This is a genomic window from Mesorhizobium sp. M0833 (assembly GCF_040319905.1).
In the GTDB taxonomy this organism is placed as follows: Bacteria; Pseudomonadota; Alphaproteobacteria; order Rhizobiales; family Rhizobiaceae; genus Mesorhizobium.
In genome coordinates this window covers 19,019-39,104 of sequence record NZ_JAMYOQ010000008.1, presented here as the reverse complement: position 1 = coordinate 39,104, position 20,086 = coordinate 19,019, and the positions used below count along the sequence as shown (strand labels likewise).

At 62.3% G+C, this 20,086-nt stretch carries 24 protein-coding genes and 1 pseudogene; 5 read left to right on the top strand and 20 right to left on the bottom strand.

Annotated features, from left to right (window positions below; translation table 11 throughout):
• Window positions 1-3 precede the first annotated feature (3 nt).
• From NKH98_RS11370 to NKH98_RS11355, 4 genes are all read left to right on the top strand, one after another.
• Window positions 4-327, top strand: a complete 324-nt coding sequence (locus NKH98_RS11370) for a hypothetical protein (RefSeq protein ID WP_352898426.1) — start codon at window positions 4-6, stop codon at window positions 325-327.
• Window positions 328-670: 343 nt separating this feature from the next.
• Complete coding sequence (locus NKH98_RS11365; RefSeq protein ID WP_352898423.1) at window positions 671-904, top strand: hypothetical protein; 234 nt, start codon at window positions 671-673, stop codon at window positions 902-904.
• A 278-nt stretch (window positions 905-1,182) separates the two neighbouring features.
• Window positions 1,183-1,461 (top strand): HU family DNA-binding protein, encoded by a 279-nt coding sequence (locus NKH98_RS11360; protein ID WP_352631222.1) that lies wholly within the window; start codon window positions 1,183-1,185, stop codon window positions 1,459-1,461.
• A gap of 217 nt (window positions 1,462-1,678) precedes the next feature.
• A complete protein-coding gene (locus NKH98_RS11355; RefSeq protein WP_352898419.1) occupies window positions 1,679-1,957 on the top strand; it encodes a WGR domain-containing protein in 279 nt (92 codons plus the stop codon).
• 20 nt (window positions 1,958-1,977) lie between these two features.
• Here NKH98_RS11355 and NKH98_RS11350 read toward each other — a convergent pair whose 3' ends face one another.
• Window positions 1,978-2,289 carry a DUF736 domain-containing protein gene (locus tag NKH98_RS11350; RefSeq protein ID WP_352631226.1) on the bottom strand — a complete coding sequence of 104 codons (312 nt, stop codon included), beginning with the start codon at window positions 2,287-2,289 and terminating at the stop codon, window positions 1,978-1,980.
• 411 nt (window positions 2,290-2,700) lie between these two features.
• Here NKH98_RS11350 and NKH98_RS11345 point away from each other — a divergent pair, with 411 nt between their 5' ends.
• Window positions 2,701-3,009, top strand: coding sequence for a hypothetical protein (locus tag NKH98_RS11345; protein WP_352898738.1), 309 nt, complete (start codon window positions 2,701-2,703; stop codon window positions 3,007-3,009).
• 91 nt (window positions 3,010-3,100) lie between these two features.
• On the opposite strand, the gene NKH98_RS11340 is transcribed toward NKH98_RS11345, so the two are convergent.
• The 19 genes and pseudogenes from NKH98_RS11340 to NKH98_RS11250 all read right to left on the bottom strand — a co-directional run bounded on the left by NKH98_RS11340 (window position 3,101) and on the right by NKH98_RS11250 (window position 20,082).
• Window positions 3,101-4,030 carry an ArdC family protein gene (locus tag NKH98_RS11340; RefSeq protein ID WP_352898416.1) on the bottom strand — a complete coding sequence of 310 codons (930 nt, stop codon included), beginning with the start codon at window positions 4,028-4,030 and terminating at the stop codon, window positions 3,101-3,103.
• 243 nt (window positions 4,031-4,273) lie between these two features.
• Window positions 4,274-4,459, bottom strand: coding sequence for a hypothetical protein (locus NKH98_RS11335; RefSeq protein ID WP_352898414.1), 186 nt, complete (start codon window positions 4,457-4,459; stop codon window positions 4,274-4,276).
• Window positions 4,460-5,073: 614 nt separating this feature from the next.
• The gene (locus NKH98_RS11330) at window positions 5,074-5,421 is read right to left on the bottom strand and encodes a zinc-binding dehydrogenase (protein ID WP_352898412.1); all 348 of its coding nucleotides are present in this window, start codon (window positions 5,419-5,421) and stop codon (window positions 5,074-5,076) included.
• Complete coding sequence (locus NKH98_RS11325) at window positions 5,349-5,585, bottom strand: zinc-binding dehydrogenase (protein WP_352898719.1); 237 nt, start codon at window positions 5,583-5,585, stop codon at window positions 5,349-5,351. The genes NKH98_RS11330 and NKH98_RS11325 overlap by 73 nt, the downstream gene beginning before the upstream one ends.
• Window positions 5,479-6,063: an alcohol dehydrogenase catalytic domain-containing protein gene (locus tag NKH98_RS11320; protein WP_352898717.1), complete on the bottom strand. Its 585-nt coding sequence runs from the start codon at window positions 6,061-6,063 to the stop codon at window positions 5,479-5,481. Before NKH98_RS11320 ends, NKH98_RS11325 begins: the two co-directional genes overlap by 107 nt.
• A 19-nt stretch (window positions 6,064-6,082) precedes the next feature.
• Window positions 6,083-7,166 (bottom strand): annotated as a pseudogene (locus tag NKH98_RS11315) (Gfo/Idh/MocA family protein).
• Complete coding sequence (locus NKH98_RS11310; protein WP_352898410.1) at window positions 7,163-7,615, bottom strand: nuclear transport factor 2 family protein; 453 nt, start codon at window positions 7,613-7,615, stop codon at window positions 7,163-7,165. The pseudogene NKH98_RS11315 and the gene NKH98_RS11310 overlap by 4 nt, the downstream one beginning before the upstream one ends.
• Window positions 7,616-7,746: 131 nt before the next feature.
• Window positions 7,747-8,586, bottom strand: a complete 840-nt coding sequence (locus NKH98_RS11305) for an SDR family NAD(P)-dependent oxidoreductase (RefSeq protein WP_502894235.1) — start codon at window positions 8,584-8,586, stop codon at window positions 7,747-7,749.
• Between the two features lie 119 nt (window positions 8,587-8,705).
• Window positions 8,706-9,143 (bottom strand): DsrE family protein, encoded by a 438-nt coding sequence (locus NKH98_RS11300; protein ID WP_352898407.1) that lies wholly within the window; start codon window positions 9,141-9,143, stop codon window positions 8,706-8,708.
• Between the two features lie 107 nt (window positions 9,144-9,250).
• Window positions 9,251-10,216, bottom strand: a complete 966-nt coding sequence (locus NKH98_RS11295; protein WP_352898714.1) for an MBL fold metallo-hydrolase — start codon at window positions 10,214-10,216, stop codon at window positions 9,251-9,253.
• A gap of 86 nt (window positions 10,217-10,302) precedes the next feature.
• Complete coding sequence (locus tag NKH98_RS11290) at window positions 10,303-11,127, bottom strand: alpha/beta fold hydrolase (RefSeq protein WP_352898711.1); 825 nt, start codon at window positions 11,125-11,127, stop codon at window positions 10,303-10,305.
• A gap of 256 nt (window positions 11,128-11,383) precedes the next feature.
• A complete protein-coding gene (locus tag NKH98_RS11285; RefSeq protein ID WP_056584964.1) occupies window positions 11,384-11,683 on the bottom strand; it encodes a tautomerase family protein in 300 nt (99 codons plus the stop codon).
• 37 nt (window positions 11,684-11,720) lie between these two features.
• Window positions 11,721-12,701: a zinc-dependent alcohol dehydrogenase family protein gene (locus tag NKH98_RS11280; RefSeq protein ID WP_352898404.1), complete on the bottom strand. Its 981-nt coding sequence runs from the start codon at window positions 12,699-12,701 to the stop codon at window positions 11,721-11,723.
• A gap of 157 nt (window positions 12,702-12,858) precedes the next feature.
• Window positions 12,859-15,726 (bottom strand): ATP-binding protein, encoded by a 2,868-nt coding sequence (locus tag NKH98_RS11275; protein ID WP_352898402.1) that lies wholly within the window; start codon window positions 15,724-15,726, stop codon window positions 12,859-12,861.
• 216 nt (window positions 15,727-15,942) lie between these two features.
• Window positions 15,943-16,911: an SDR family NAD(P)-dependent oxidoreductase gene (locus NKH98_RS11270; RefSeq protein ID WP_502894234.1), complete on the bottom strand. Its 969-nt coding sequence runs from the start codon at window positions 16,909-16,911 to the stop codon at window positions 15,943-15,945.
• 425 nt (window positions 16,912-17,336) lie between these two features.
• Complete coding sequence (locus NKH98_RS11265) at window positions 17,337-17,924, bottom strand: hypothetical protein (RefSeq protein ID WP_352898397.1); 588 nt, start codon at window positions 17,922-17,924, stop codon at window positions 17,337-17,339.
• 465 nt (window positions 17,925-18,389) lie between these two features.
• Window positions 18,390-18,725 (bottom strand): hypothetical protein, encoded by a 336-nt coding sequence (locus tag NKH98_RS11260; protein WP_352898395.1) that lies wholly within the window; start codon window positions 18,723-18,725, stop codon window positions 18,390-18,392.
• Window positions 18,722-19,609, bottom strand: coding sequence for a DUF7007 domain-containing protein (locus tag NKH98_RS11255; RefSeq protein ID WP_352898393.1), 888 nt, complete (start codon window positions 19,607-19,609; stop codon window positions 18,722-18,724). The genes NKH98_RS11260 and NKH98_RS11255 overlap by 4 nt, the downstream gene beginning before the upstream one ends.
• Window positions 19,606-20,082 (bottom strand): UCP036055 family protein, encoded by a 477-nt coding sequence (locus tag NKH98_RS11250; RefSeq protein WP_352898392.1) that lies wholly within the window; start codon window positions 20,080-20,082, stop codon window positions 19,606-19,608. Before NKH98_RS11250 ends, NKH98_RS11255 begins: the two co-directional genes overlap by 4 nt.
• Between the last annotated feature and the right edge of the window lie 4 nt (window positions 20,083-20,086).

The window sequence follows — 20,086 nt, the reverse complement described above, 5'->3', positions numbered from 1 at the left end:
GTGATGGACGACAACGCCAAGAAGGACGCCCTGTTGAGCGTGATGCAGCCGGCTCGGGCTGTACTTCCCAAGCTCAATCGCCCGAAACTGGAGCTGAGCGGCACGGATATCCGCAAGGTGAAGGAAGAGGGCGAAAAACGCGATCCTGTCGCCGGAAAATCGCTCCGGGAGGACAAGAAGGAACCGACGACCGTCTATATCGCCGCCAAAGACAAGCGGCGCCTGCGCCTGCTCGCTGCTTCGGAGGGTCGGCGCGTCAACGACTACTATGTTGAAGCAGTCAACGACTTTCTCGAGAAGCACGCCGACCGTCTGCCGAAACTGTGATCGCGTTTCGCGCTGTCAAGGCAACCGCTTCGCGGCGCGCTGATCTGCTGCGCAGATCCGGCGACCTTGACAGTGCTCAAGCCACGGTCACGGGGGCTTGGGAACATCGACGGGCCATTCTGCCCGTCGATGCGGACGGAACCTACAACGCGGTTGATACCATGTCTTCACTCGACGCGCGGTTTGAGACGATTTCGCCCTCCAGGAAATAAGCACCTGTTTGCCCGCCGGCTCGGCCCAAAAGCAATCTTGGTCGGACCACAATTTTTCTAGCGTTGCGGCACCGCTTGCGTATTATTTTCCTAGACAAAGCAGCGGCTAGCTTGTGGCGTAGGGGGCGACAATGCAGCAACCACAAAGGTCGGTTTCAGCGAACTTGGATGCCTATGAAGCTGTTTTCACAGCGTTAGCCAAATATAGGCCCGGGAGCATCCTTTCGACCCGCGACGTTCTCACCGACATTCGGCAGCTCTGCCCGAGTTGCGAGCACACCGATGAGGAGCTCGTCGGCTTCATCGTCGAAACCTTAACTGGTCAGACCATCGGCGTGTGCTTCGACCATCGGGACGCGGCCTAGCGACCACCCCTATGGGCTACGGGGGATATGACGAACTGGAGGGCAGAAGCTCCAGGCGCTGACGTGGCCGCAAGCGCACGGTGAGAAGAGATGCCGCTTTGAGATTTCGGAAGCTGCTGGTGTGCATCCGCCTCTTGTCAGCGCATCGAAGATCCTGGAATTGGTATCCGCGGCTATTTCCAGTGGATTGCCGACGAACCCCTCGCTCCGTGAGTTCCAGTGGCATGTTGTGATTGCCATAGGTAGGCGAGGATGATGCAACAGAGGATATGCAGATCATGACGACGACAACCGAAATCGCCGACAAGATTGCCGCGGAGCAGAGCCTGAGCAAGGCGCAGGCCAAGGCAATCGTGGAAAGCGTGTTTAAGGAGATCTCTGACGCCGCCCGATCGGGGGCGGAAACCAGCATACCGGGCTTCGGCAAGTTCAAGGTCAAGGACACGCCGGCGCGCGAGGGCCGCAACCCGTCGACCGGCGCCACGATCAAAATCGCCGCCTCGAGAAAGCTCACCTTCGCGCCGGCGAAGGCGGTGAAGGATGCGTTGAACGGCTGACCGCTCTGGCGGCTCGTTTCCGGTGGGCCGAGATCGTCGAGAAATCGAAGGCCCCGGTTCGCAAACTGCACCGATTGGCGGGGGAGCCGATGTTGTCAACCTCGGCGCCTCGGGGCGTGTGCCGGTCCAACGACCCATCACGAGAATGAATCGATCCGGGTCCAGCGATTCAAAGCTGTCATTGGACGGCGGACTCCGCCTGCGCGATGCTGTTGGCATGGTTGCGCAACGCTATCGCCTCTATATCGAACGCATGGACGCGAGCCGGAACATGGCCCGGTTCTACGCCATGTCGCTCGATGAGACGCTGTTCGGTCAGACATGCCTGATCCGCCGTTGGGGACGGATCGGGACGCGCGGGCGGATGGTCCAGCATTCCTTCGACAGCGAGGGTGAGGCAGTCGGCCTATTCCTGCAATTGCTGCGCACCAAGCGGCAGCGCGGCTATTCGCCGAGGATTGCCGCTCGACACGCAGAAGCGGCCCCGTCTGATTGACGGGGCCGCTGCGGAGCCGATCAGTCACGGTTCGGGCGGGACCAGATGAGCTGGAGGCCTTCCTGTCCATCCACCTCGATCAGGGTGGCGTAGATCGGGGCCGGGAAGCTCGGATCGTCCAGCTTTACCGAAAGGTAATCGCGCTCGGTTTCCTTGGCGGTCTTCTGCCAGGCGGCGCCCAGTTCCACGGCACCCGAGTAGATGCGGAAGTGCGGGCCCTTGTCGGAGGGATTGTCGACCCGCTCGATGCGCGCCTTGACGTTGAGGTTGAGGGTCTTGATTGTGCCGGTGAAGCCGTTGGCGGAGGTGGTGAAGGTGCCGATGGTGGCCATGGTGATGTTCCTTTCCTTGTGTTTCGGGCCGCGCCCTTCGCGGCCGCGATGGCAGTCGACAGACCGGAGACGATCGGACCGCACCCGCCAGGGCCGGAATGCAATGGAGGGCGGCCGGAAGCGGCTTTCTTGGGTAGCGCGAGGAAAGGCGGCGAAGCCGGCAGGGGAAGAAAGTTCCGGATGGCCGTTGCGGGAGAACGATCGAGGCGCAGCCGGTTTCCGGTCAGACATGCCTCATCGAGCCGCAGAGGGGTTGGCCAGGTGCAAGGTGCTGAAGGAACGAGCTGGCCCACGTGTCGGAGTTCGGCATTGATGGTATCGTGGTGCGAAAGCATGCCGCCGTAACCGGTGTCGGCATGGGCCGTTGCGGGTGACGGGCTCCCTCGATGAAGGTCGGTAGCTCTATCACCGATGACCGTGGCAGTGATCGGCCAGGTCCGGGAGTACCGCGAGATCGCGTCGCCGAACACTGTTGTCGACCTGGCGCCCTTGATTGTCCACGCGCCTCGCATGCCGATCTCCACGATTTGGCGGCAAGGTTCCCTCGCATCTCCTGTTGCCACGCATTCCAAGACCAGATCCGGTCACGGACCATCAAGCAGAAGAGGACGCTTCCGAAAGGAAATGCTGGCTCAGTTCGAACAGAAGCATGTGTCAGACGCCGCACATGCCCTCGCATTCGTTCATCCGATCGAGCTGACCGTGATCTGCCAGCGTTGACAGATCTGCGTGATCGAGCGGCACGGCCGAGCGATGCAGATAATCGGGGAAGGTCCGTGACCCTCCCCGCCGACGATCGGTGCGTGGAACATCATGCGGCCTCGCGTGCTTCGGAGGCCGCCGGCTGAAGGCCGTGCAGGAAAGCGACGGCGCGCTGCGCCTGGGCAGCGGCCGAGAAGATCGCTCGCTTGTCTTCGGCGAGCACCTTGAGCCACGAATCCAGGTACCTCGCATGATCGGGCCGGGGCTCGAGCTCCGGTGCGATGCCGAGATCGGCGCAAAGGAAACAGCTTCCAAGTTCGGCGATCAGCTCCTCGCGCACACGCTCGCTGCGATCCTTGGCGTAGCGGCTGAGATCGCGGTCTACGCGATGCGGTGCCGACGTCCAATGCGTGGCTTCATGACTCAGGGTCGCAACATATGACGCAGCGTCGCGGAAGGTCTGGAACGGCGGCATCTGGATGTGGTCGGTCGCCGGCGAGAAGTAGGCGCGGTCGCCGCCATGCCGGATCACCGCACCGGTATTGGCGAAGAACCGGTCGGCATACTCGATGCGCGCGATCGGATCGCGCACGGGTTCTGCCTTCTGCCCGTAGTAATGGTCCGGCAGGCCATCGATCTGCGCGATGTTGAAAACGGAGTAGGCCTTGAGGAACGGAATCTCGCGATCGAATTCCTCACCAGCAGCGTCGGTCTCCGTCCTGGTGAAGCGGCTGGCGAAGACAACCATCGAGCCGGTCTCGCCCTTGCGAACCGCGCCGCCGAGCTCGAGGGCCTGCTTGAACGTCATCCAAATCGGGATGGCGTAGCCACGCGCGATGGTCTCGGACCACAGCAGCAGCACGTTCATGCCGCTGTAGGGCAGGCCGTTATGGCGTAGCGGCCGCGTAACGCGGCCGATGGCGTTGGTGGAATGCCACGGCTGCATCCAGGGGCGGACGCCCTTCTCCAACTCCGCGACGATGTGATCAGTGATGCGCGCATAGATTTCGACGCGCTGCCCTTTCTCTTTCCTGCTCATTTTCATGAACCTCCAGTTCTGGAGGCCGCGCCGATCGCGGCCCCGTCACGGGGTCCGCTTGGGCGGAGCAGGATGGCGGGCCGCGCACCTGCAAGGCCGGAGCGGAGCGGAGGACGGCGAAGCCGTTGCGCTGACCGACCGGCTCCGCCAGGACCGCGGGGCAGGACGGGGGCGGGAGCAGGCGCAGAAAAGAAGCGAGGCGGGGCGGGGCGCCGCCTCGATGCGGTCCGGAGAAAGGTCGGTTCAATGAACCGACCGGCCGCCGCTATAGGGATCGTATTCGAACAGGATTTCGACGTCGGCGTCATCGAGCTCGTCGGCGGGCAGGACGCCGTATTCGTCGTCGACCTGGAAGAGGATGACCGGGGCCATGAGGGTGCGGGCGAGGTGCCAGGCGGCCTTCTGGGCGAGAGTGAGATCGTGCGACATCTGAGGGCTCCATCTTGGAGCGGGCCAATTCCCGCTCGATGGCTCCGTCAGTGTGCGGCGGCGGGCGCGATCACCGCGCAGGCTTCTGCCAAGCGGCCGCAGCTTGCTAGCGGACCCCTTGCGGGTTGATCGTGGAAGATCCGCCGCCGCACCAGGAAAGCCATTACGAGAGCGGGATTGGGTGCGCTAAGTCCCCGGAGCCTAAGTCGGCGTTCCGATTCGCTTGAGGTGCCGTCACCGCGGTGAAGGGGATTTGTCCGAGGTGATCAGGGTGGAAGCGATGCCGCTGCGCGCGTGATGAGGTGATTTGCGCCAGAAAGGGTCGTAGCCCGTAGGCAATGGCAAATACGGGGCCGGAACCAGACGGACTCCTACTCGTGTCGGTAAAGCGAATAGCGGACATACAAAGATCTTGTGGGAGCCCGCTCAGCAATGAGTCGACGCCCGGGAAGATCCGCATTTTAGTCGCGTCTTGACGCTGGAGTTTCGTGATCCCTAGGGCCATCATCGCCGAGCGCCGTCGCGAGTTCGACTGCGTCTGGGCAACTGGGTCGATGCCGCACATGCCTACGCCAAATCACGTCCGATGTGGAATGAGAGGGGGCTGCCCAAAATCAGATTTTCAGAACTACCCGCCCTATTGTTTCTCCTGCCTCCAACGCCAGGTGCGCGTCGCCGACGCCGTCGAACGACGCGACCCGATCAATGTGCGCACGCAGTTTGCCATCGTCGACCATAGCGGCGATCGCGTCGAGAATCTTGAACTGCCTGAGCCTCTTTCCGTTATCGCGGGTGATCTGCGGCAGACCGATGTTGACGAACGAAACGTCCAGATTCTTCCACCCCGCAAGCGCGTTGCCGCCGCTCGGCCAGTCGGAGACAACGGTGTTCACCAGCCGGCCGTAGGGCGCGGCGTGTTCGAAGCTTCGTGCGAAGTTCTCATGTCCGACAAAGTCGAACACGCGTCGGCGCCGTCCTTGCCGCTCCATGACCTCAGCTTCTCGTTGACGTCCTCGCTCCTATACCGGATCGCTATATCGGCCCCCAGCCTCAGCGCAAACGCCGCTTTGAGCTCGCTCGATACCGTGGTGGCCGTCCGGGCTCCAACCGTCGAAAGATACTGGATTGCTATATGGCCCAGGCCACCCGCGCCTCCGTGCACCAGGACATGGTCTCCGGATTTGACGTTCCCTTTTTCGAAAACAGCTTCCCATGCCGTCAGGCTGACGACTGGCAGCGCCGCGGCCTGCACAAAGTCCACGCTCGCCGGCTTCCGAGAGACGTACGCTCCGTGGATCACCTTGTATTCCGCATAGCTCCCCGCATTGCCTGGAGCCGTCGATGTACCAGACCTCGTCCCCGACATTGATCCCACCAGCCGCCGCGCCGATCTCCTCGACCACGCCGATACCGTCGATTCCGAGGATCGTCGGCGACCCTGTTTTCGCATCGGGATCGTGCCTCTTGCCGCTTTTCCTGTTCTGCCAGTCGGCCGGGTTCACCCCGGCCGCACGTACCCTGACGAGCACGTCCGAAGGCCTCTCGACTCTTGGCCTTGCTATCTCGCGGACTTGCAGGACCTCGGGTCCACCCGCTGCGTCCATCACTAGGGCCTGCATCGTCTCAGACATCGCGCGCCACCCCACCGATCTGCTCAATCGCGTTGATCAGCCGATGCAGTTTGACCGCGTCTCCGAACGACGGACTTTGACGGGTGCCCGACGTCATGTCGGAAGCGAAAAGTTCGTAGAGTTTCTTGACGTTGCCCGTCAGGACGTCGTCGCCGGGACAGAAATCGTCAGGCACGGAGACCGGGTGGAGCGCCTCATCCGCTTGCGCCCCCATGAGCTTGAACCCACCCAAGCCTACGTAGCCGACCGGGCTCGTCAGCAACAGGTCGCCACTGCTGCCGTTGATCTCCACGTGGAAGTTGGTCGCACGCGACAGTCCTCCACGGAAATGGCTCGTCACCATGCCGCCTGACGTGAGCTTGCCAATGAAGGCGATCTGGTCGGCGACGTCGAGCGAAACAACCTCCTTGCTTTCCATCATCCTGATCGTCGGACGACGGCTGAGCAATGTCCCCGATACGCTAAGGAAGTCCTCGTCGAGAGCAAAGAGCAAGGCGTCGATAGTATGGGCGAATGGGACGTGCAGCATGCTCGCACCCTTGGACTGGTCCAGGGTGTACCGAAAAGCCTCTTCGAGTTCCTCGCCCCAAGTGATCCCCGAACCGATGACCGATGCAGACAGGACCTCGCCTAGATAGCCCTGTTGGATCAGTTCCCGCATATGCCGGATGGTCGGGTTTGCGCGAGTTTGAAGCCCGATTATCGCCGAGACGCCCTTTTCGGCGGCAAGCGAGTTCATCGTCTCCGCATCACGCAGGTTCATTCCGAGTGGCCATTCGGAAAACACGGACTTTCCCGCTTCAAGCGCCGCAGTTACTAGTTGAAGGTGTTCCGGCACCCTGACGGTGACGACCCAGGTCGACATCAGGGTGGTTCACGAGGTCCTCCGTCGACGAGACCGCGTGCTCGAAACCGAACTTCTCGGCTGACGCACGCGCAGTTTCAATCCGGTGATGGCTCACGACAGAAAGGCGGAACTGCGGTAAGCCTCTTAACGCAGGCACATGGGCGGTCGAGGCCCAACCGCGGTCTGGGTGCACGCCGATTATGCCAACTCTGATCGGTGCATTGGTCATTGGACGCGCTCCTTGAGCGTGATTTCCAGAATGGTCCGACGGAGCTCGAGCTTGGCGATGCGCCACTGCCCATCCTCGGATTCCCAGCTTTCATGATAGTGCCCGTAGCCGTGCATGCTGGCGGGGCGAGTGTCGGCGGTGGGCGGGAAGACGAGATAATCCTCCATCGACCAGATCGCGTGCACTTCGCTGTCGGACACCCGCTCCATTTCCGCGTTGTGCACCTGATGAATTGTCCGCGCGCCTTCGAGATAACGGGCGCTAGTCGTGACGAACTCGTCGACGGAAGTGAAGACTTGGATCGTCTGTCCTTCGGCGTCGATAAGCCGGATGTCCGGCGTGGCGGAAAAAAGCTTCCGAAATTCCTCCCAATGCTTGGTGTCAACATATCGGCAATAGCGGGCTTTCCTCATTCCGATCTCGTCGAACGCTTGGGTGTCGTTGCGCATTGAAACCTCCTATCGTGAGCGTTCATAGGTCGCTTGCTCTAGACGGTTGAGATCGTGCAGTTCTGAACTCTTGTCGGATCGTCCACCCTAGTCGCCGAGACCGACCACTTGTTGGGTGGTGTCCATCATCCTCATTCTCCCAAAGAGCCTACGGCCATCTCCCACAGACGTTGCGCGTTGGCGCTATCGAGCGCGTATGAGGGAACGCCCTCCAACCTCAACTGGGGGCGACTCGGCACGACCGGAGCCTCGGCGCAGTTCTCGAAATACCGTCCGTTCGTTCCCTCAACCAACGGCGAGGCCGCGAGAAGCACCGATGTGGCAGCCCCCTCTTCGGGTGTCTTGCGAAGATGTTCGGGCGTGCGTAGCCCTCCGGTATGACGCTGCAGGTTTGTAGCGATGGCTCCCGGATTGAGCGCATTCGACACGATCCCGTCGTCGGCCCATCGATCCCGGATCCCCACGGACAGGAGGGTGCAAGCCGTCTTCGACTGGGCATAGGCCAGAAGGGGGTCATAGGGGATGAAGTGGAAGTTCAGGTCGTCCCAGAAGACCGGGCCGAACAGGCTGCCACTGGAGCTGACGGATACCACGCGCGCGCCCTGGGCCTTGGCGAGAGCTCTGCGGAGTCCTAGGGTCAGTGCGAAGTGCCCCAGGAAGTTGGTCGCGAACTGCATTTCCCATCCCTGGGAATTGCGTTCCAGCTCTGGCAACGCCATGATCCCCGCATTGTTGACGAGCGCGTGAACGGGACCTTCCCAGTCGTCGACGAAGCGATCGACGGAGCGGCGGTCCGCGAGATCGAGCTGACGCAACTGGATCGCAGGATTGCCGGTCTTCATCCGGAGGTCTATCGCGACCTCCTCGGCGGTTTCAGGGCGGCGAGCGGCGATGACAACTGTGGCCCCAGCCGCGGCGAGCGCCGAGGTCGTCTCGATGCCGATCCCGCTTGCGCCGCCGGTGACAATCATCGTCTTTCCCCGGAGGTCGACACCTCGAAGGACTTCGGAAGCGGTCGAATGGAACCCGAATGGCAATTGGAGCATGGTCGCCTCCTGCCTGGTGAGAGACTAGATCAGTCGACCGACCGTCACTCTGAGATCTTGACGAAACCCTGCTGCACGAGCTGGATCGTGCGGGCCATGGCGTCGAGATTGACCTTAATGCGGGGAAGAAGATCAGCGTTTCCCCAGCCGTTGACCTTTGCGGTCGCGCCGCATAGTTCGACCTTGACGCCGATATCGATGAGGTCGGTAACCAGCTTCTTGTAGGGGTTGCCAGTGGCGATGTTGCGCGAAGCATTGTAAGCTGCGTCATTCAATGTGACGTGGCCCGCGTTGGTGTGGAAGACCACGATCACGTCCGACGCCGAGTTCCAGTTCGCGACGTCCGTGGTGATCAGCTGAAGATGGAAAAGCGCCGCGGGCAGGTCGCCTTCGAACTGAAGGCTCCCGATGCTGTGGACCGATTTCACTTCCTTCAGTTCGACCGGGATATCGATGAACAGAGCGCTTTTTGTTTCCGACATAGCTGTCTCCTAAGGGTTCGAGTTCTGTCAAAGGGGCGTCCCGATGGCGCGCGGGGGGTGGGGGGAGTAACGCGCCAGAGAGATCGTCCGATGACTGAAGGTTCGTGCTAGACGCCCTCGTAGACCAGCCGCGTGAAGAAGCCGGGATCGATGACGAAATTGCCCCACTTGGCATCGAACGCCGCCGTGGGCTTGGCGGCGACGGCCTCGTCTCTCGATCGCCCCTGGCGCTTGAGCGCTGCGACGTTCTCGCGGATGGCGACAAGCATGTCGCGGAACTCCTGCAGCTCGGCGCGGTTGCTCACCGGGGTTCCGTGGCCTGGGACAATGATCGTCTTGTCGGTCGACAGGGCCAGGTTCGCATCCGAGGCGGCGATCATCCCGTCGATGCTGCCGCCCGTCGAATAATCGATGAACGGATATATGCCGTTCCAGTAGGTGTCGCCGACATGGAGAGCATCGGCCTCGCCGAACATCACTGAAATATCGCCGTCGGTGTGCGCCGGACCATAGTGTTTCAGTGCGAGCGACTGGCCATTCAGCTTGAGCGAATGCTCCTTTGAGAATACGTGCTTAGGCACCCCGCTCTGCTCCAGCGGCAGGAAATTGTAGTCCCAGTTCTCCACCCGCTGCACATGCGAGAGGTACTTGCGGGTATTCTCGTGCGCGATGATCTGCGCTCCGCCGGCACCGATCCATGGGTTGCCATCCGCGTGATCGAAATGCCAGTGGGTATTGATGAGATGGGTCACGGGCTCGGGGGAGAGGGCGGAGAGTGCCTTGGTCATCTGGAGGCGCGACACGCTGATGCCTGCATCGACCATGACCAGACCGTCCTTGCCGCTCAATACCGCGACGTTGCCGCCCGAGCCTTCCAGAATAGTGATATTGTTCCTCAGCTTGTAGGTGGAAATCGCGGACTTGGCAGCGCTGTCCTTGATCAAGCTGACAAGGCCGCGCGCTTCGGCGTAGGCATTGCGGGGGCTCATCCAGCCACCGGTCGCCGCGAAGGTGGCAGCGCCTATGCAGCAAAGGCAAAATCCACGGCGGGAGAGCATGTGTTTCGTCTTCATGACACACCTTTCCGCAGCCGGCCTCAGGTGAGCCGACAGCGTGAGTTGATTTGGGTAAGGGCAGGCCTTTCGGCCCGCCCAGGCGGTCACGCCTTGATGAAGGCCAGAAGGTCCGCGTTGATCACGTCGGCATGCGTTGTGAACATTCCATGCGGGTAGCCATCGTAGATCTTGAGCTTCCCGTTCTTGAGCAGCTTGACGGAGAGTTCGGCAGAGTCGGCGATTGGCACGACCTGGTCGTCGCTTCCGTGCATTATCAGCACCGGAACGTCGATGATCTGCAGGTCCTCGGTGAAATCGGTCTCCGAGAAAACCTTGATGCACTCATAGTGCGCATTCGCTCCGCCCATCATGCCTTGACGCCACCAATTGCGGATCGTCCCCTCGGAGATCGTGGCACCGGGACGGTTGAACCCGTAGAAAGGTCCGGTGGCGATATCGAGGTAGAGTTGCGCTCGGTTGGCCGCCAAGGCTGCGCGGTAGCCGTCGAAGACCTCGATCGGGAGTCCTCCAGGGTTCTTGGCGGACTTGGCCATTACGGGAGGGATGGCGGAGATGAGCACCGCTTTGGCGACCCGGCCCTTGCCGTGCCGGGCGACGTACCTGGTGACTTCGCCGCCGCCCGTAGAGTGGCCGATGTGGATAGCGTCGCGGAGGTCGAGCGCCTCGGCGAGAGCTGCGACGTCGGCCGCATAGGTGTCCATGTCGTTGCCGCCCGAGGTCTGGCTGGAACGGCCGTGGCCCCTCCGGTCGTGGGCGATGACCCGGAATCCCTTGCCGAGGAAGTACAACATCTGGTTGTCCCAGTCGTCGGCGCTCAGCGGCCAACCGTGGTGGAACACGATCGGCTGTCCGGTGCCCCAGTCCTTGTAGAAAATCTGCGCGCCGTCTTTTGTCTTGATGCTGCTCATGGTCTCATTTCCATCTTCAGGGGTTGCACTGGTTGAATTCGACGACGCCGTGGCGGCCAGAGGCAACGTCGCGGCAAGAGCGACGACTCCCGCCCCGATCAGGACTTCCCGTCTCGTCGTCGTGGTGGGCATTGTCGTGGATGTGCTCGTATCCATTTTTCTTTCCTCTGCGACCTGGACGCGGTTCCACTGGCGGCTCCGGACATATTCTGTCCGGATGCTCTCTCTTCGGCCGTGTCGATATTTTGCTATGTCGTCAGCCCAAAACTGGCGCTGCCGCGGCCCACTCTTTTCGGGTGGTAGGCGTACCGTCGATCATCTCGACGACCTCCTTGGATTTCGAGAGGGTGGTCATCAACGATTTCGGCCCTTCGAACGGCCTGCCGCCGATGTGCCACCCGTCGGTGTGCAGTTCCTCGATGAGGACCCACACCACTTCGCGGAAGGCCTCCGACCCTTCGAACTTCACCATCACGTCGGTCAAGGCCTTGGCCATGGCATGTTTCTCCTCCGGCGTGAACACGCCGTCGACCAGTTTCACATTGACAAATGGCATGATGCATTTCCTTTGCTTAGAGATTGAAGGTGCCGCTTTAGTCGGCGACGTCGATCACGATTTTGCCGTTAGCGGTTCGGTTTTCGATCTCGGCGTATGCTTCCGCGATGGTCTCGAAACTGAAGCGGCGGGGATCGACGAGAGCTGTGAACTTTCCTGCTTCTGCGAGTCGCTTCGCCTCCCGCAGGATTTGCCCGTGATGGGCGCGGCCTTCCCCGGTCAGGATCGGCAGGAGCGTGAAGACGCCCGAGTAGCTTGCCGCTCGGAACGAGAGCGGACCGAGCGAGTGCGTGCCCCATCCGAGGCAGCTGACGACATGGCCGAAGCGGGTCACGGCGTTGAACGCGGCGTCGATCCCGGCTCCGCCCACGGTATCGTAGACGATGTCGAAGCCGCGCCCGCCCGTGTGGTCTTTGACGTACTCCTCGACCGTCGTCTGATGCCTGTCGATCGCCGTGGCGCACAATTCCTCGATCTGGCGCTGCTTGGCGGCCTTGTCCACGGCGAAGACCTCGGCCCCGAAAGCCCGTGCGATCTGGATGGCAACGTGGCCGACGCCACCCGCGCCAAGTACGAGGACCTTCTGGCGCGCCTGAACCTGCGCGCGATCCACCAGGCCCTCCCAGGCGGTGATGAAGACCAGCGGCAACGCTGCCGCTTCGCGCATGGTCAGGTTGGCAGGCTTGGGAGCCAGTAAATCGGCGTCGACGGCGACGAGGGTCGCGAGCGAACCCTGGAGACCGCCGACGCCACCCGTCATGCCGAAGACCTCGTCCTGCGGCTTGAACGCAGTCACCCCTGGACCGACAGCCTCGACGATCCCGGCCACGTCCATACCGAGAATGGCCGGCAGCGGATGCCGCGCATGCGGAGCTTGGCCGCTTCTGATCTTGAGATCGAGTGGGTTGACGCTGCTCGCCTTGACGCGGACAAGGACCTCGCCCGCCGCGGGCGCTGGGCAGACCATGCTGGTGCGGACGAAGTCCGAGTTCGTCTCGTGCAGGACGAGCGCATCCATCTTGGTCGCCGTAGTCTTCATCTGTCTGCCTCACTGCGGTGTCGACGCTATCCGTCGACGGACAGAAGATGGCAAAGCTCCGTGATCTCAAGCCAGTGAATCGCAGTGAAATCTTGTGACGAGCAGGAGCACAAACGTGCGGAGCCGCGCGGGAAGATCAGGATACCTCGGCCAAAAGAGCCTTGGCCGCCACCATATCGGCTGTGTCGAAACCTTCGATGAACCGATTATAAACCGCCGCCAACAATGCACGTGCCCGAGCGGCGTCTCCGCGATCACGCGCCAACCTCGTCAAACTCGTGGTCGCCCGCAGCTCCCAGGACAGCGCGTCCTGCCGCCCCGCCACCTCGACCGAATGGAGATAGCATCGTTCGACCCTCTCGAGGTCGTGGCCGCCGCGCCAAAGGACATCGCCCTTCAGGCGATAGAGTTCTGCGACGCACCAGAACTCGTCCTTCGCTTCGCTGGCGCTGATCGCCGCATCCACCAGCGACCGCGCTTCGACGTGTTGTCCCAGAGAAGACAGGCCCTCGGCCAGAAAGCCGAGAAATCTGACATTGTAGAGGTTGAAGAGTTTTACCTGGCGGAGTTCAGCCAGCCCGTTCCGGAGAAGGGGTACGCCTCTCTCAGGGAGCCCTCGCTGGATCAGAAGCGCCGCCTTCCAGCACCGACCGAACACCTCCCATGGGCCGAGAACGTTCGTCTTGGCCAAATCGAGTAGCTCGGTGATAGCCGAATCCGCAGCCGCCAGGTCGCCGACATGAACCAGGACCGGACATGACCAGCGGGCCAAGGCTTCACACAGCGAGATCGCGTGGCCCGAGTCCCGCGCGGCCGCGACGGCGGTATGGACTGCCTTGATTGCTTGATCCGGAAGGCCTTGCATCCACAGGAGCTGGGCGGGCTGGATTCGTGCCGAAACCGACTGGCCGAATCTGAAACGCACTGAACTCGCGGAGGCGGTTTCAGCGGCGATATCGTGGGCCAACATGAGATCGGCGTGACGGCGGGCACCACGGAAGTCCCCCATGCAGAACAGGGTCATGCTGAGCATTCGGTCACCGATGAACCGATCGAGTCCGCTTTGGGCGAGCGCCACGAAACGTTCGGCGTTTCCCAGCGACGCCCTGTAGTCACCCATGCCCACCTGTGCTACCCACAAGCCCCAAAGAGCCTCTGCTTGAGCGTCGACGTCCCCCAGCTCCTCCGATATCTCCAACGCCTTGGCGAAAGCGGCCGGAGCTTGTGGCGCGAAGCCGATCTTGAATGCTTGGGAGAGCCCAAGCGCCCTGTAGAGCTGCATGATCTGACGAGCGTGCTCGTTTCGTCGCTTTCCCGGGTCGATGCCTAGCAGCGCGCGCTGGACACTGGTCAGGCATTCGTCGACTAGAGAAAGCTGATACCACATCGGAATGGCGGCGACGGTGACCGCGAGGCCAACTTCTATATCGCCCTGCCCCGAGTAGGCCCAATCCAGAACGAAGCGCACGTTGTTGATATGCGGAGCATACCTCAAAAGCCATTCTTCCCTCGGCAGGGTTTCGACTTCCTCCTGCGAATGCCCTAGGACATCGCACAGATAGCTCGCGAGTTGCCGCATGACGGCATTGAGCTCTCCTTCCTCCCGCACCTTTTCCAGAACAAAGGCCCGTGTCGTGTCGAGAATACGGTATCGCGCGGCCTTGCCCCGAGCGTCGACCGCCACCAGGGATTTGGCGACGAGGTCAGCGAGATGACCTAGCACATCGCGTTCCGTGGCATCCGGGTCGGTTGCGACGGCGACGGCCGCCACCCGCCCGAAGTCTCCTGCGAACATTGCGAGCCGGCGCAGAACCCTCTGCTCACCTTCTGATAGCGCCCCGTAGCTCCAGTCGATCATCGCTGCCAGGGTTTGATGGCGGGGGAGAGCGGTGCGCCGACCGCCCGTCAGCAGCCGCAGACGGTCATTCAGAAGCTCCGCTATACCGCGCGTGCCAAATGCCTCCACCCGCGCTGCGGCGAGCTCGATCGCGAGGGCGATCCCATCGAGTTGGCGGCATATATGGGTGACCACGGGAGCTTCGTCATCGTTGAACGAATACTCGCTTCCGGAAGAGGTCGCCCGCTCGACGAACAGGCGAATGGCAGGATATTCCAACGCGTCGGCGGCAGTCAGGCCGGCCGCGGAAGGCGGCATGTCGAGAGGGGGGAGCCTGTAGACGCTTTCGCCCTCCACCCGCAACGCCTCGCGGCTGGTGGCAAGGATGGCAATTTCTGGCGCTTCCCGGAGCAAGGCCTCCGCCAGACGGGCTGTGGCTTCGAGAACGAGTTCGCAACTGTCGAGCACGAGCAGCATATGTTTCCCGCGAAGGTGCGCGATGAGGCTCGCGGTCGGATCCCCCAATGTTTCCGGGAGGCGAAGCTGTGAGGCCAAGACTGAAGGGACGAGTTTGGAATTCGTGATCGGGGCCAGGTCCACGAAGCAAAGGCCATGTTCATGCGATAACAACAATTGTTCTGCCACGCGAAAGCCCATGGTTGTCTTGCCGATGCCACCTGGTCCGACAATGGTGACCATACGGAACCGTTGAAAGCGCCCTTCAACGGTCTTGATCGCTTCGTCACGTCCGATGGGGTGCGTCAGCGGTCTTGGAAGGTTGTTCAGGGCGGCGTGCGTCTCGGGCTCGTTTTCAACTTGAGTGCGGGTGACAGTCGCAATGAACCGATAGCCTCTTGACGGAACGGCGACGATGTATCGCGGAGCGGCTTGATCGTCGCCGAGCACCCTGCGTAGTAATGCGATCTGAGCTCTGAGGTTCGACTCCTCCACGAAGGTGTTGGGCCAGGCTCGCGCTGTCAATTCACCCCTCGCTACCAGTTCGCCCGGTCGCTCGGTCAACGCGATGAGTATTTCGAGCGCTCGGGAGCCGATCGAGACGGGCTCGTTGTTCTTGAGCAGAAGATGTCGCCCCGGATGGAGCAGGAATGAGCCAAAGGCGAGCGCCGAATCTGCGGCGGGTGCCTTCGCGGAAGCTTGCGCTTGCATTCTATCCTTCCCTGATAACGGAGCGTTGTCGGCACATAGTATAGAGTGACGGTGCGAAGGAGATCTAGCGTGCCTAGTCAAATAACGTACGAATTTATGATCAATTTATCTTCGAAGTAACATACGATCCTCAGGTAATGCGGCGTCGATCATTTCTGCGGGCTTGACGCTGGCAGTCTTTTGGCGCGGACCTGCCTCAAGGGTCGACATGGTGCCTCAGGTTATTGCGATATCCAATCCGGTCAGCCTTGCGCTCGCGCGCCACAACTTCTCGGCCCTCTCCAGGTTGATCGCATAGGGACGCACCCCAAACCCCTCACTGGGCTCTACGAGTGCGACGTCGCAATTCTCGCAATAGACACCGCCAATCGAATCCAACACTGCCGCAGTAGCGCACCAGACCGTCGTCCCGGCGCCTTGCCCCACGGTTTTCATATCCCTCGCCGGATCAATGATGGGGGACCCATCTGGCGCGACGGCATCGAAGGCGTCGAGTTCCGATCGTGACAGGTGCCGAATCCCTGGTGTCATTATCATTCCGGGGTGTACCGAAAAGGCACGAACCCCGTGACGGCGGCCCCGCGTGTCGAGCGCGACCGCGAAAAGTGCGTTCGCAGTTTTTGATTGGCCGTAGGCCATCCATTTATCATAGGGACGTCTTACAAAATCCAGATCGTCGAGATCGACATCGCAGATCTGATGGCCTCGGGACGAAAGGATAACCACTCGAGATTTTGCCGCCGCAATCAATGCTGGCCATAGCAGTGCCGTGAGCCGAAAGTGCCCGAGATAGTTTATAGAGAAATGGCCCTCGTGACCTTCTTGATCGCGGAACAGCGGCCTGGCCATCACGCCCGCGTTTAGGACCAGAATATCAAGTCGGCTTTGCCGCTCGAGAAAGGCCGTGGCAAAGGTTTTGATTGAGACGCCATCGATTAAGTTAAGGGACCAGACCTCTACCCCGTCAATTCCCCTCAAAGCGGCTCGGGCGACGAGAGGGTCAATCGCAGGTACGCAGATCCTGGCGCCGCATGCTGCCAGCACTCGGACGGTTTCCAGGCCCAGCCCGGAGGAACCACCAGTCACCAATGCAACTTGACCGGCAAGGTCCACGCCACGTGCCACTTCCTCCGCGGTCACGCCAGGTCCTAAAGAGGTATCGAGCGGGCTTTGCCATTCACGGATTTTGTTCCCCAGCTTCGCCCCCTACGAATGCACGGCACACAAACACCCAATAGCAGTTTTCTTCGGTGCTGTCGTCAAAGCACGCCTTGGCCGTCAGAACGGTGGAACAGTTCCCACCGGGAGGTGATAGCTATAGGGGCCTTCGGCACTCTCGGGCCCCGGCAGCCGACGGTCGCTCACACTCCAGAACCGCCAATAGTCGTCATCCGACTTTCCAATTCATTGCTCGTCAGTTTTAGGGCCTGCAACGGTCAGGAACCGAGAGAACCAGCCGATGAGATACGTCCGCTTTCAGGAAGTGCTCAAACCTGCTTGAGCGTCCGAGATGGGCGCGAAGCCGCCCTTCGCACATTGTGGACCCGTTCCGATTTTATGGTCTCTTTGGGTATGAAGAAGCGGGCGGAGCCGAGGCTCCGCCCAAGGCTTTATCTTAAGGCCGCCATCTGCAGCTCGGCGGCCTTGCGGTCGATGGACTGGCCCGGAATCTCCACGGGCCGCTCGAAGGGCTTCCAGGCCTCGCCGACAACGTGCTCGTAGGCGGTGACGGCGCCCTCGGCGGCCATGCGAAGTGCGTGGGCCTGGAGGGCCATGTCGGCCGCGAACTCGCGCTTGCGCTGGGCGGCGCTGTCGAAGCCGACCGGACCACCGACATCCTCGTCCCGGTCGTCGCAGGCGGCCTTGGCCGTCGCGTCACGGGCCTCGGTCACTGCCCGGCTGTAGAACTGGCCGGCGCCGTGGGCGGAACCCACAAACGCCCCGACGATGCGCTGAAGGTGGATCTGCATGGCGCGTTCGCCAAGTCCCTCGTCGAGGGCCGCGGCTGTGTCGACGATGAGCTTTTCGTGCAGGTCGCGGATGCCGTCGCTGTCGAGGACCGGGAGGCCGAAGCTCTCGGCGATGAGGGAGCATTGTGCGGCGTCGGGGCACGCGAGCCGGACCATCTGCAGGGTGGTGCCTTTGCGGAGCGGAACGACGCGGGCGCTCGGGCGGGAAGTGGCAGCTTTCTTGGTCATGGCATGTCCTTTCTTCAGGTTCCCGAAGCTCGGACCGGCCCCGTGCCGGCCCTCCCTCGGGCGCGGTCTGACAAGAACCGGCGGAATGACGGGCGTTTCAGGGTCCGGGCGGACCGAGGCGAGCATGGAAGGTTTGCGGCCCAGCAGGGCTTCTTCAGCCCTCGCGCGGGACGCGGGCCTGCCATGTCGAGACCGGTTCGATCCGGCCGCCCCGCGGCGCGGAACGCGGCCTTGAAGCGACCGGCCGCCGGTTCAGGACCGCAGGAAGCCCGAGGGAGGGCCGGCACGGGCCTCGATTTCGACAATGGGAACCGAAGGACAGGCGGTCATGACCATCTGCCAATTCGTGGGTCTCGATCCTGCAGGATCGCTGCCGCGACCACCATTGCCACGATGGTCGCTCGCGTGCTTGTCGCATCCGGCATCATCGGCAGCGTTGGCCATGTCGGCCGAACAGCGGCACGGCTAGACCTGCTCGCTCGTATCGGCGGCTTCGGCGTGCCGGTCGAGGAACCTGGCGATCGCCTGCTCCTGCCGCGCGAGCTTGCGCGACAGGGCGTCGAGTTCCGGCTGGCGCTCAGCGGTTAGAGCTGCGAGCTGGGACCGATAGCGCTCGAGGAACGCGCCAGGATCGGGCGCCTTGCCCCGACGATAGTGTGTCCGGCGTGGAAGCAGGCCGGGGATCAGCGCGGTCATGCGGCGTGTGATCTGCCGGTCGACCATGTCCAGTTGACGCTGCATTTGTCGGCGCGCCTCCTCCATGCAGGAGAGCTGGCGGCGCAGCTCGGGCGCGAGGGTCATGGCGACCCCCTCCCCCGCCAGCCGACGAAACTAGACGGTCCGGCATAGACGGCATGCCGGTCCGGATCGATGACCAAGCCGAAGCGGCCCATATCGTACTCGTCGGCAGGGACGAGAAAGCGGCGCTCCTCGGTGCCGGTGCCGCGTTTACCGCTGGGCGTGGCGACGCACTCGACGAACCCTTTCTGCTCCTCCGAGGTGATCGCTGAAACGACAATCCAGTCAGCGGCGTGCTCGGCCTCGAACGCACGCTGGTCCTTCTTGCGGGACTCGCCCGGGGCGAGGATGGTGCCGAAGATTGCTTCCCACGCGTCGGGCCAGGAAGCCTTGATGGTCCGCTCGGCGTAGCGGCGCTCGAGCGCGGTGAAGAGGTTCGGGAAGGTGATGGCAACGATCGCCCAACACTCGTCGTCTTCGTACCATCCGCCAGCGGCGCGGAGCATCGAATGGACCTTGCGGTTCCGCTCGGCCGAGAGCTTGAAGCCACCGTGACCAGCGGTCGAGTGCGAGGTGACGCCTTCGGCATAAACCGTGGCGCCCTGCGACGGCCCCCAGGGCGTGTGCGCGCCACCGGGAATGTCGCGGCGGCCGAGCGCACGCTTTTCCAGGTAGTTCTGGGCCTGCTCGAGCACTTTCGCCCGAAAGGCGTTCTCGTCGGCGAGGTCACCGCCATGGCCGTAGAAGTCCGAGCGGCTCCATTCCGCCATTGGCCGGGCGATACGCCAGCCGCTGGCGAGATAGTGTCTCCCGTCGCGGCCGGGCGCCATGGCATAGGCGTTCTGACCGACAAGGGCGACCGGCATGCCGTCGGCGCTATACCCAAACGAAGCCCCGGACGCATCCGGGGCTTCGGGTGAATCTGAGGGTTGAAGTGCCTGGCTCATGCCGCCGCCCTCCCCTCGACGGCATCGGCGGCGGCCTCATCGGCCGCGACCTCCTCGAACACAGCGTTCGGATAGCCGTGCAGCGACAACCATTGCTCGGCGGCGGCGCGATGCGGCGCGAGATGAACCAGATCGGCATAGTCGCCGGACCGATCAAAGACCCGCACCGAACCGACAGACGGGCGCTCGATGATGGTGAAGTGCAGGCTGGAGCCCACCGAGAACGTCCGGTGGACGCGAATGGCGATGACGCCGCCGGCGCCGTAGTCGGCTTCGTGCAGGGTGAAGCTCGCGTATGGGTCGAGCGTGCCGATGTCGCGGCCGCCCTGTTTGCGGATGAGCCGTCCCTGGCTGTTGCTGTTCTTCCAGGCGTCGAGTTTCCTGCGGTGCCGCTCCGGCGGCCGCGGCGTTCCGTCTGACCAGGCGACGATGGCGCCGATGGGTGCGTGTTCGAAGATTGCATGTGCGGACATGATG